4 protein-coding genes are annotated in these 12,999 nt (G+C 64.6%); all 4 read right to left on the minus strand.

Annotated elements, in window-relative coordinates:
* Window position 1: 1 nt before the first annotated feature.
* Genes drmB through drmD form a run of 4 tightly spaced genes read right to left on the minus strand, consistent with a single transcriptional unit; the run spans window position 2 to window position 12,581 of the window.
* Window positions 2-1,813, minus strand: a complete 1,812-nt coding sequence (drmB, locus tag ACZJYS_RS00195) for a DrmB family protein (RefSeq protein WP_493175055.1) — start codon at window positions 1,811-1,813, stop codon at window positions 2-4.
* Window positions 1,813-5,310 (minus strand): DISARM system helicase DrmA, encoded by a 3,498-nt coding sequence (drmA, locus tag ACZJYS_RS00200; protein ID WP_493175057.1) that lies wholly within the window; start codon window positions 5,308-5,310, stop codon window positions 1,813-1,815. Before drmA ends, drmB begins: the two co-directional genes overlap by 1 nt.
* Entirely contained in the window at window positions 5,307-9,320 is a 4,014-nt protein-coding gene (locus ACZJYS_RS00205; RefSeq protein ID WP_493175059.1) for an Eco57I restriction-modification methylase domain-containing protein, read from the minus strand. The genes drmA and ACZJYS_RS00205 overlap by 4 nt, the downstream gene beginning before the upstream one ends.
* 3 nt (window positions 9,321-9,323) lie before the next feature.
* On the minus strand, window positions 9,324-12,581 hold the full coding sequence (gene drmD / locus ACZJYS_RS00210) for a DISARM system SNF2-like helicase DrmD (protein ID WP_493175061.1): 3,258 nt from the start codon (window positions 12,579-12,581) through the stop codon (window positions 9,324-9,326).
* Window positions 12,582-12,999: the final 418 nt, after the last annotated feature.

The raw sequence follows: 12,999 nt of genomic DNA on the forward strand, positions 1-12,999 counted from the left end.
TTCATAGGAAAAACCCTGCCCCTGCGGCTTCCAGCGTGTCGGTGACCAAATTTCTGTCCAACAGATCATTGCGTGCTTCGCAGCTTGTTTCGGCGATGAAGAGGCAGCCATGGCATGCGGCACCATGCAGTGGCCGGTCGCCGTGATCGTCATTTGGTGTATGGTGGGCGCAGATCGGGTCGTTGGAGCACAGCTTTGCAAGCTCTACCGCACGGCCGATGAGCGCACCCATCCGGCCAGCGCAAGCGGCTAGCCCCCCAAGAGTGCCATCTGCCCCGGGCGTTGCGGTGTAGAGCAGGACACCGAACTGGCCAGCGGGTAGTGCATAGACTCGCTCTCTCAGTGCACTGGCTGGATAGCCGCATTCCTCTGCGATTGCGCTGAGAAGCAGGTGTGAAAAGCTATGAACCATCACGTACGCGGCGCCTGGAAACTTGCGGTTCGTGTCGTTCCGTTGCGCTGCCCACCGGTCGAATCCGGCCTCCAGTTGCGCCGCTCGCGCCCGCACTTTGGCCCGTTGACCCCATAGAGCCATCTGCTCCGGATCAAGCTGGACAAAGACACCCTCACCACGGTTCTCGAATGCTGGCAGCCAGTCCTGCTGCACATCGAGGGCCGCCCGCTCGACTGCTGGATCAAGCTCACCATCGACTTCGGTCGCGGAGGGTACGATGCGGGTGAACCCAACTTGCGCAATCACCTCCCGCAATCGATGCACGGCAACGACACGGAGAACGCCTGCCAAGCTGGGATCAGTTCCACCCCAGGCCGACCGCTCCAACGTCTCGGCGTGAAAGAGGCTGTCAGCAGCATCGGTACCGATCTGCGGCGTGTTCGACGCGAGAACCTCGAACTCTGCCGCCTTCACGCTCAGCTCGGTTTCAGGCAAGTCTTCCGTGCCGTGCTCCAGAATGGCACGCAGAATCGCGCTATCATGGAAGCCGTCCAGTTCCCGCCGCAGCGCCCCGTTGAAACGACGGGCATCTGCGAGTTCGGTGACGGTGCGGATGTCCTTCACGTCGTCCCAGCAGCGACCGATGATCTCCCTAAGCTTGTCATCACCATCAGGCAGAGAAATCACGCTCATACGCTCAGGAAAGTAGGTGTTGCTGCCTGTGCGAACGAGCAGCTTGTTCGGCTGATTGCAGCTCTCCCAGGGAACACTGCCCATCCACGGCCTTCGCCCCCGGCATCCGCCGAGCGCACCGACGGCCTGGGCCTCATACATGCGTCGCTCCTGGCCGCAGTCGCAGCCAACCACGACATCCGCAACGTCACCTGCTGTCCCGCGCTCCTCAATCCAAAGCGGCCTGGTGCAGGTCGTGCTGCCTTTGTGGATATAGACTTTCCAATCGATGTCATCGATGTGGCCGCGCTTGCAGCCGCACACGAAGCGAACCGGCACCAAGCGTTTCTTTGCGTCCCTTGGGGTTGCTTCCTGCGGGTCTAGATAGGTTCGTCCCTTGTCGGTGCCGTCCCATCCGACAAGCCTGCGTCGACGATGTCTGCCTCCGCCACCGGCGACGGTTGCCTGTGTCTCGAACCACGTTGGAAACACGAACCCACCGATCGCGGCACGACGTGTATCATCCTTTTCGTCGAAGGCAGGCGGGGCGTAGAGCTTCATCCTTGCTACGCCGAGCGCGAGCGCAAGCTTGGCTTCCAGCCGCTTCTCGTGGATCTGGTGCCCGTGCTGACCCTTCCACGTGCTGAGGCTCCCGACGATTACAGAATGCTCGGGCAAATCGACCAATGCCCCAGGGCCGAAGCTGGTGACGACTTGGCTCTGCCGAAGGAAGTTATCGTCAGCCATTACGTCAGTTCCTTCCCGTCAGTCGGGCTGAGTATCTTCACCAGGACATTGGCCTCCACGTCGCGCAAAGAGCGTGGTGCACGAAACTGGCGTTGATCGGCGGGCAGCCCCTGATCAGCTCCGGGCGTTGCTTCCTGGAGCAGCTTCACCCCCAGGCCTGAGTAGACGAGCGAGGCGGATGCTGCCTCAATCCGCGTCGCAATCGCCTGCCAGGAATCCAACAGGCCGGTCGTTCGAGAACCGACGGTTGCGGTCAATGTCGCCGCGTCGGCGCTGGTCAAGCTGCGATCGCTGCGGCCGGCACGTGAAGAAACGGAATTCACGATTGTGTCAGCTGCTGCACGCGACGCACGAAGCGTGCCGGCCATCGCGTCGCCGGTCAGTGCGTATTCACCAAGCCGGGCCAACGCCACCACGACTGGCGCCAATCCGCGGTCCAGGGCGCGAGCGGAGAACGGCGTGACGCTCACCGCCTCCACCCCGCGGTAGAACGCATCGTGCCAGGCCCGAAAGCGCTCGTAGTGCGACCGGTCTCGCGGCTTGTTGGTGTTGAGAAGCACGACGACGAGGCCGGGTCGCTCGTCGCTGCGCCCGATGCGGCTCGTCGCCTGGATGTATTCGGACACAGTCTTCGGCTGGCCAGAAACCAGCATGAGACCAAGCCTCGTGATGTCCAGGCCGACCGAGATCATGTTCGTCGCCAACGCAGCGTCGACCCGGCCCTTCTTGTCGTGAGGCAGGGCCAGACGCTCCTTCGTCTCCGACACCTTGTCCGTCGAAACACGTGACGTCAGCTCAGGGCAGTCGAAGTCGATCTGGCGGCTGGCAAGGCCCGCGTCCGTCTCGCCCACGCGGAGATGCGTGCCGTACTTCGCGAGGCGCGACTGAATTTCGCCCTCAATCATATTCCGTGCTGATCCAAGCTCACGGAGTGCGTTGAAGTAGCAGAGCAGCGTCATATAGGGGTCAGCCGGGTTCGGCTTCACGCCGTGCTGCTGCCATTGGTGTTCGGCTGCTGCCATCAGCGTCACGGCACCGCGCAGGAAGTTTACCTTCGGGCTGCCACCAGGAGCCGCGATGCCGACATAGATACGGCCGGTCGGATCATTCTTGGCTCGGCTGCGGGCGAAGAAGCTATCCGCGCGATCCGGGCCGGGTGGCGGGAAGACAGCCACGCGATCTCTGTCGAACAGCGCTCGGATCTGTCGTTCTGCGCGGCGCACAGTGGCTGTCGAGGCGACGATCTTTGGGCGAACCCCGTGGCGCAGACAAAGCCGATCCAGCGCCGCCTCATAGAGGCCAGCCATCGTGCCGAGCGGACCGCTGATGAGATGCAGCTCGTCCTGAATCACGAGGTCAGGCGGCTTCAGCGGGGAGGCAAGAGGGTTCCCTCGGCCCGGGCTGGCTGCGCCGTAGAAACCGTCCGAATCGTAGCGATCCGCACCGCCGAAGAAGCCACCAATCTCGCCCGTCCAAGGCATTCCCGCGAACTTGTCGACGGTCGCAATCATGAAGGCAGGAAGGCGCCGGTAAATAGGCTCATCCACAGCTTGAATCGGCAGTGGGAGGCCCCGTCCGGAGTGGAAGTCGCAGCTCCTGGTCGGGTCGACACATTGGATATCGAGCCGCCGCGGCTGATCGAAGTTCGGCGATAGGCTGAATGAGTTGCCCGTGAAGGCGGTACCGCACCATGGGCAAGCTTTCAGCGGAATCGGCTGCTGGTCCTTCCGGCCATTCCGGAAATCCATCACCTTGATGCGGGTCGTGCGACGCTTGGGGTCGGGCACGCCCTTGCTGCCCATGCGGTTGGGCGTTGCGGCCTGGCCCACCCAAAGCCCGATCTCAATTGGCCAGGTCCCCCACCGCGTCGGATCGGCCAGCCGCTCCAGCTCCATCGCGCATACCACCGCCGTGGCGCGACTGAGCTGGTCGAGTGTCAGCAGCCGCAGCGTGTATCGCATCAACACCGTCAGCCCCGCACCCTGGAGACCCGGGTTCCGACGCCGACGCAGCGCGATGGTGAAGGCGGCGAGGCCAAGATACGCCTCGGTCTTGCCGCCGCCGGTGGGGAAGAACAGGAGGTCGACGCATTCCCGATCCGGGTGCTCCGGCTCCGCGAGCCCCCTCAACCCCAGCAGAATGAATGCGAGCTGGAATGGATACCATTCGGGTGTGCGTGAGTTGGCAGGATCGAAGGCTTTGCCATCCCGGCGGCGTTCCTGCGCTTCGCGTCGCCGACCAGCTAGGGCCACGGCACGGTTTGCTAGGCGGAAAGCATCCAGAACATCGGGCGCGGCGAGGCAGGCAATACCGGCGTCGATCCGGTCTGCGGCGGCTCCGGCATTGTCCAGCAACTGCTGCGCTACGGTGTGGCGGCGTGGTGTCAGGGCGGCCAGCCTGGGTCGCTGGCCCGCGATCCACACGCGGTAGTCCGCCGTCAGAGGTTCGAGCGCGGCGCGCGCGGCGGCGAAGTCTGGCAAAGCACCAAGCACCTCCATCCGTCGCTCGCCGGCGATGGATTTGTGCGGCTCCACCCGGGGAACCATCGCCTGCGGCATCCATGCCGTGCAGATGCGTTGGCAGGGGACGGTATCATCCCATTCCGCGGCGACGTTGTGGCCGACCGCCAACTCTCCGACCTCGGCGAAATGCAGGTCATTGACCTGCTGGTCCCAATCCTTGGCGTCGGCGCTGCGGAGGTCAGGCCGCGCGGTGAAGCCGACCTCGCTGCGCAGAGCGAGGGCAGCCTGAAAGATATAGGCCTCGTCGGCCAGCTCCTTGATGGCGCCCGGGTCGCGGTCGTTGACCAGGAAGACCTGCAGCGCCAGCAGGTCCTGTTCGACCTCGTTGATCGTCAGCCTGACCTTGCGGCAGATGACAGCGAGATGCAGACCGCCAGTGCCGGGAAGCGGAATTTCCGCCAGCACGCCGTTGGGGATCAGCGGCACCGGTACGGTGACGTCGCGCGGCGTTCTCTGCCAGCGCTGGCGGGTGAGAACGCCCTGCGTTTCCGGACCACCTGCCTGCACCGTCGCGACCTGGCTCGCCGGATCATCGCCGGCATCAACCGCCGCCACGGCCTGTCCGAGGCCCTCAGCGACATCCTGCGCTTGATAGTCCCCCCAGGTGACCTCGGCCTCGATCACCTCCGTCCCCCAGGGCAGCAGAGCCGAAATGCCCATGCTGGAGGGGAGGAAGGATCGGTTGGTGCCGGCCACGTCACCGGCGCCGTCATCACCGCTGTCACTGCCGCCCTGGATGGCGCCGAGTTCACCCTCGGTGGCGGCTGTGCCGGAAGCGCTGTCCTCGAGCTGCCGCTTCGGCTTCAGGTAGCCGGTCAGATACCAGCGGCTGGGTCGGGCGGGCAGCAATTCGTGCTCGAGGTCGATATCCACGCCGGCGCGTGGACCAATCAGGTCCCGGCGCAGCGTGTCCACCAGATGGGTCCGAATGGCGGCCGAAGCGGGTGCTGTGGGCGCGGGCAAGGCCTGACTCATGGGATCTCCAGCAAGGGGAGCGGCGCGGGTGCAGCGGGGCGGCGACCGCGACGGCGGGGTACCGGCGCTGGGGAAGCGCCCGCGGAGGCAGCCGCGGCGCGTTCATCGGCCTCGGCCTTCGCCCGCGCCTCGTTCAACTGCCACAGGAATTCGAGCACCCGGGCGCGGTCGGCTTCGGGCCAGCGGCGGCGCCAGGGTCCGGGCGGATCGTCCTCCCCACCGGGCCATTCGCGTTCGTGGATCGGCGTGGGGATCGCCTGGTTCCAGCCATAGGCGTGCAGCACTGCGGCATCCATGGCGTCATGCAGGGCGCGGAGCCGCAGGATGGCGGGGTCAGCCTCCTGCGGATCGTCGAGGCGGTTGTGGGTGGTCGTCATGCCTTCGTTGGCGGCCAGCATCCAGGTGGCACGCGCCTCGTGGAAGGCTTCGCCAGCAACTTCCAACGCGGCCGCGCTCGCCTGCGCCGACGGAGGAAGCGGGAAGGTCTCCAGGCAATCGGAGGGACTATAACGCAGCCGATCTTCGAGCGAGGATGAGAAAGCGCGGGCCCAGACCTCGTGGATACGCGACTGGAAGACGGCGAAGGCACCAAAATTTTCGTCTGGGAAGACGACAAGCGTCTCAGCGAAGATCGCTCCAGCAGGCAGGCGAGCGAACGCCAGATGCGGCGACACACGGCTGATAGCGAGGACGTTTAAAACGCTAGCTGCGGCCTGATAAAGCGCTGGAGCACGCTCCGCGTGTCGCCACCAGAGGCGCTTCCGAATTTCCCGTTCGACCTTGTCCCTCTCCGGCTTTACCCGATCCCGCAGAATGTCGAGCAGGTCCGGCCAGTCAGTCGCAACAGCATCGGGATAATCCCGCGGGACGACGCCTTGAGAAAGATACGCGTTCCGTTGCTGGAGGTCGGCTTCCGCCCAGATCGGCTCCAGCTCAGCGTCGCGTTCCAGGGGCAGGTCGCCAAAATCGATCGCCCAGCGACGGTGCGCGTGGCTCGGGCTGTCGTTGACCTCTTCCCCGCCGAGATAGGGCCTGATGCGCAAGGCGTTGTGGGCACCGGAGGGATTTCCCGGCGCCGTCAGCCGATGCATGTCGGCAAGCCGGTTCGCAGCTCCATCCTGCGAGTCGTCGTCGAAGGTGAAACCCATCCCGAGCAGGTAGCTACCGATGAACGCCAGCCCCTTGCTGGCCTCCAGGGGCACCGGCGCCTCGTCCCGTTGGCCTTCCTCTAGAAATGCGCTGATCCGAGAGACGTCCCGGCCATCCAGCACCGGCGTCATGTCGCTCTCGCCGCGGACCATCTGCACGACACAGACAATCACCGCCGCGTCGCCAGGCCAGCGAAGCCGCCGCGTCGCGCGGGTGATCGTGGCGCCCCGCTTCAGAAGGGCACGCAGGCCGCTTTCACGCGTGTCGCCCTGTCGGATCGTGTTGGTGGCTACAAAACCCAGCGTGCCGCCTTCGCGCAGCAGATCATATCCACGCAGGAAGAAGTGCGCCGAAAGATCGGCATTGCCATGCGCCCCAGCATGGATGGCCTGCAGCCATTCCGGGAAGCCCGGGACGTTGCCCTTCTTGTAGCTGTTCTTGCCCGCATAGGGCGGGTTGCCGACCACCGCGTCGAAGCCGCCATTCTCCCGCTCGAACACCTCGGGAAATTCGATGTCCCAATGGAATGGCTGGTAGGTATGTCCTGCCGCGCCCAGCCGCGCCTGGACGTCGCGCCCCTCCGCCAAAGCCGCCTGCCAGGTCTCGCCAGCGGCCATGTAGTCCGATTCCAGCTTGGCCTGCGCCAGCCTGCGCGCGGTCGCGGTGGTCTTGCCAAACCAGGCGGCACAGATCGCGTTGCCGATGTCGCGCACGTTGTCGAGGATCGCATCCGCCCCCGCCAGGATGGGGCGCAGCACGTCCTCGCCCTCACCATCCAGCGCCTCACGGATACGACGGCGCTCGACGGCGGCGCGCGCGATACGCGGCCGGATCAGCGGGAAAGCGAGCTGAGCGGATTCCGGCCGTACCGACCAATGCAAGTCAACGATGCGGCTGCGCGGCAGCCCGATCAGCGCGTCACCGTGCCGAAGCGCGTGGTCCAGGAAGGTGAACTCATGGTCGCGCGCCAGCGTGGCGAGCCATAGCGAGAGCCGGGCCATCTCAACCGCGAAGGGATTGCGATCGACGCCGCAGAGGCAGCGCATGGCGACGAGACGGCGCGCATGCTCCAGCGCATCCTGATCCGCCGGAAGTTGCGGCGTGACGCCGGCCCGGCCCCAGGCCGCCACGAGATGACCTGCCAATTGCCGGCACGCTTCCACCAGGAAGGCACCGCTTCCCATGGCAGGGTCGAGCACCCGGAGGCTGAGGATCTGCTCCGGCGTGGGTTCCGTGCCGAGCCGGGCGAGCACGGGGGCGAGGGTATTGGCCACAATCGGCCGCGTCAGGGTGGGTGGCGTATAGTGGCTGCCAGAGCGCCGGCGCTCCTCGGTCGGCTGCAGGACCGGCGTCCCGGCCGGGACGACGACGGGTGTTGCGGCGCGGTCAATCAGCTGATGCAGGGCGGCTTCGAGACTGGGCAGAGCGCTTGCCAGCTGGATCGGGCGCATGGCGACGTCGGATGGCTTCCGCTCCGCATGCTTCTTCAGCCAGTTGCCGCGATCCGCCGCGGGGACGGCCAGCAGCGATGCGAGGTTGATGACGGTGGACGCGTTGGACTTGGTGTTGGTGATGGCGGCGGAGGGGCCCGTTGTCAGTTCGACGGTGAATCCCATCATTGTCTCGTAGACCGCGCCGATCTGCTCCACGTCCAAGCCGCTGTAGAGGAGGCGTTGGCCATCCAGGATCAGAAGTCCTTCGAGAATGGACAGCACCGTCGCATCAGAGACGCGCGGCACATTGGGAGGATCAGATGTCGCGTCTCGGCCTTCCAGGAAAAGATAGCGATCGGGATCGAACAGCGCGCCGCGCCGGGCAGGAAGGACGAGCGCACCGTGCCGTGCACCGCCATGGACGATGCGGGAGAGCGCGATGATCTGCGCCCAGGCGCTAAACCGGTCATCCATCGTGTCGGGGTTCAGCGCCTTGTCGTCGCGGAGCCGGTCGAACAGCCGGGATAGGGTGTAGTTGTTCGTCCAGACTTCGTTGTCTGGGAACAGGCCGCGATCCTCAGCATAGAGTACGAACACCATGCGCATCAGCGCGGTCAGCAGGCCGCCGTAGAGCTGGTCCGGCTGATCCTTGGCAAGGCGCGCGATCCTGTCGCCACCAGCGCGTTGGTCGGCGGCATGAAGGCCGCGGAGCAAGGCATGGAGCGCGGCCAGGACCTGGCCGGATAGCTTGGCCGAGACGTCCGCCTGGTGCCTGCGGCTATCCCGCAGCAGCACCGGCAAGCGGTGCGACGGATCACCGAACAGGCGCTGCTCCTCCAGCAGCATGTGTAGCGCCGCCAGCATGGGCCGGCCGCGAACCTCCATCATCTCGGGAATCGGGAAGGTCGCGTGGCCGGCTGTCTCGCCCTGGGGCAGGTAGATGAGGCGTATTGCCGCACCGGAGACGAGCAGACCAGTCGCGACGCCCGTACCCTGGAGGAGACGCGTCATGAGATGGTGGGGGCTGGCCGACCAGGAGCCGAAGGGAACGGCAGCGTCAAAGTCTGCACCATCGGCGACATCACGGATGAGGATCTGCCAGGGCTGCGCCCCAGGTGCCGGATTGGGGTCTGCCACCGCATGGTCGGGACGGAGGGCGTGTCCAGTCTCCGGAAGCGGCACGACCAGGCTGTCGGGCAGCTGATCGGCGGGCACGATGTCGGTGGGCTGCCATCCGAAGAGCGACGTCAGCAGCGCAGGTGTGTCTGGGGCTGCCGTCCACGCTGTGAGGAGCGTCTGCAGCTCAGCCAGCGCGCTGCCGTTGGCGTTGGGCACGACGCCATGGGTCTGCAGCGCCGGGCTGGTGACCAGAACTCCCTGCGGCTGAACATTGCCGAGCCATTCGGCGTGAGGATCCGGCGGCGGCATGTCTTACGCCGTCCCAGGCCAGAGATAGGCGATGCCAACCGGCTCGATCCGCGACGCAACGGTGGTGTATCCAGCGCGCACGCGATCCGGCTCTTCGGCTTCTTCCTTTGTCAGGGCTGCGAGACGCTTCTCCCAGGCGCGCCGATCATCCTGAACCTGGCGGCGCTCTTGCTCGTCAGGAAACAGCAAGACCAGCTGATCTTGCGGTTCCGCCTTCTGAATCAGTTTGAGAATTCGACCTCGCTGATCGGAGAGGAGCCGCCGCATGCCTTCAGCTTCGCTTTCAGCTCGACGAGCCAAGGCAGCTTCCGCAGCAGCTCGGGCGGTGCCGGCGGCCTGCTCGAGGTAGGGGCGTAGATCGGCGATGTCCTGCGCCATCGATGCATGGAGACGCGACCGCGTTTCCGGTGCAACGGCGTCTGCTGTCGCCCCAAGTGCGTCTTCCAACATGTCGAGCGTCGTGGCCTCGCCGGTTTCGCCGTAGGGGCGCAATGGGCCGCGGCGGAGCGAGGGTTCAATCCAGCGAGCCGTTACCGGGACGATCTCCTCGTGGAGGCGTGAGGCGCCAGGGCCATACAGGCTCAGTCGGCCGAGCAATACGACGCGAGGCTCGCCCAGCTTCGTGGCTGCCAGGCATGCACGTGATAGGTCGAGATGAACGAGGCCCTGGGTGGTGAAACGTGACAGTAGGCGGCGCACGAGGCGATGCTCGAGGTGGACTTGGACGGCATCTTCGCCAAGTTCGCCCGGGTCTTCGAAGGTGATCGGACGGAGAGCCGCCGTCGCCCTCCATTCGGGAATCGAGATGCCCGGAGGGCGGGGTTGCCGCAGCAGGTCGAGCGTCGGTTGCCAGGACGCATCGGCTGCCAGCGCCGCGGCAGGAACGGAGTAGCTCTCCGGCTGGCCCGGCTGAGGCGGTGAGGCCGGCACGATGGGCGTAACCCGCGAGAGGGCAAGTGACGCCGATAGAGCATCACGCAACTGGTCGGACTTCAATCGAATGGCGCGGCCGGAACGGTCGAGCTGGCGCTGCAGCCGTTCAATTTGTGCGAGCAACTCGGCCTGGCGCTCACGGCCTTCGTCGAGCTCGGCCTTTGCAATGGCTGCCTTTTCATCAGGCCCAATAGCCTCAAGCCGCCTGATCGTAGCGTCGGCCTCCTTGTGGCGGATACCGTTGGAAAGCAGGGCAGCGGCCTTCGCCTCGAGCACATTTGCCATCGAGCCGAGCTCTCGGCGGATGGTGTCAGACTTGCGCACCAAGACGCGGAGTACGTGATCCTCAGCACGTTGCGGAAAGAAGAAGTACCGGCATGTGACCTCCGGCGCAGGTTGCAGCTTTCGGTCGATACGACCGTTGCGCTGTTCAAGGCGGCTCGGATTCCACGGCAGATCGAAATGCAGCAAATCGCTGCAATTCCGTTGAAAGTTCAGACCCTCGCGCGCCGCATCCGTGGCAATGAGAATGCGAAGAGGATCTCGGTCAGGTGGAAGATTGAAGACGTGCTTGAGGCGCTCCCGCTCCGCCGGGCGAGTGTTGCCGCTATAGCAGGCGATACGCCGACTTGCTTCGTCTGTGTGGGCTACTGCTTGCCGAAGCCGACCCTCCAGCCAGCGGCGCGTATCCTCCCATTCGGTGAAGATGAGCAGCCGTCGGCCATTCCAGGCACCCCGCCCCAGCGGCACTCCATGAGGCATCCGCGAGTTGAGGCCCGGGCACATCTCCTTCTCAATCCAATCGACCAGCCATGCGATGCGCTTGTCCGGTGCGTCGTATGAGGCGTCTGCGATCTCCGTCATTCGCGCGACAAGAGCCCGCTCAGCCGTGAGGATTTCAGCTGGCCCACCGGATGAGAGCAGCGTGGCGCGCAACACTGCTTCGTCTTCATCTGCAGCGCGGCTCTCGAGTTCACTGTCAGATGCATCCACGTCGGGCGGCGCGAGCAGAAGATTTGCTTGGGCGTCTGAGAGCAGTGAGGTTCCGCTTTCACGCGCCAGTGCACGGCCATGCACGCTGATTGTCCGGTGGAACGCCGCGATGGAGGAAAGCAAGCGCTGCTGGAGCGTCCCGAGTACGAGAAGACCTGCTTGCCTAGCGGAGCGCGGCCCCTGGTTCAGGCGGGCCTCACGCAATTCACGCAGCTCAGCCAACATCGCACTTAACAGCAGTTCCGGCGCGTCAGTCGGCAAGCCGGTGATGTCTTCCTGCTTGACGATACGTCTTGGAAAGCCGCCGCGGATTTCCCGAATATCCTCTTTGAGGCGCCGCACCATGACCGCTTCACGGTCAGCCTTCCGGACAGGATCACCGCGCAGGAAGCGCTGCGGGTCGAGGATTTCGAGCAGCGCTGAGAAGCTGTTGGAGTGGCCATTGTGGGGGGTAGCAGAGAGAAATATCCGGTGCTCGAACCGTCCAGCGATCGCGCGAATCGCGTGAGTGAATGCAGAATCGATCGCATAGCGCGAGCCGCTTGCCGGCGCCGCGTGGTGAGCTTCATCTAGAATGAAGACGGACTTCGCCTTAGCGCCACCGAGCCAACCTTCCAGCCCGTCACGGTAGGCCGGATCGACCAGCAGGCGGTGCGAGACGAGGAAGAAGCTCCCCGTCTGCCATGGGTTGGCAGCATACCCGCGCTGACGCCGCACGGTTGTCGCGTAGTCCCTGTCGATAATAGTAAAGGATAGGCCAAACCGCGCCTCCATCTCCTCCTGCCACTGAATCAGCATGCCAGGTGGGGCGGAGATGACGCAGGTCTCGGCTCTCCGCCGAAGCAAAAGTTCGCGCAGAATAAGGCCTGCTTCAATCGTCTTGCCCATACCGACATCGTCGGCAATGAACTGATTGACGCGGGGCATGAGAAGCGCCTTCCGCAGCGGTTCAAGCTGGTAGTCAAACAAACTAATTCCGGCACGGAACGGCGACTGGAACAGAGTGGGATCTGTCGCGGTTACGCACCCCCAGCGCATTGTCCGATAAAATGCCCCGAAGCGATCCGGTGGGTCGAAGTTGCCCGCCCCGACACTCTGCCACCCTGATTCGGCAATGACCGACGCATCGGGTTCAATATCCCAGAGCACCGTTAGGCTCGTTCCAACGGCATCATCATCAATGCAGGACAGTTTCACCAGTCGGCTCTCGTCCGGCTGAGGGGGCTGCTCTACCTCTTCGACGAGCCATCGCCGATGGCGCACTCGCACGAAGGCACCAGTCGCCAATGGGACCTGGCTCGATTCAGTGTTCTGCGGGGAAACGAGTGCACTCATTCTTCTACGCTAGACAGAATTCGTCCGCATGCGAACCGGCATTAGGATCAAGAGCGGAAACGGGACCTCGTCTCCGGTCGTCGAGCGGAACCATCCACGCAGTGTAGACGGCCCCACCGAACTTCGTACCAACGTGTTCGCTCTCGAAGTACGGATTTCGGGCAGGTGGGGTTCGAACCGGCGCAAGTGCCGACCGCGCTGAAACCGGCCTTTGACCTAGGCTTTTGAGGTCCGTACGAAAACAGCTAAGTCAGGAGGTCCGGAGAGAATTGGCCTCCGGAGGGCGAAATTCGGGCATCCCCAGGCCGAGTCAGTCAACAGGTCCGCCTCGAAAACTCCAGGAAACCTGCCACTCAGCGCGGCGCATGGTCAAGCGGAGGGCACGGCTCGGATGGGAACTGGCGGAGCGCGTGAGATT

Source organism: Roseomonas sp. TS2 (assembly GCF_058833935.1).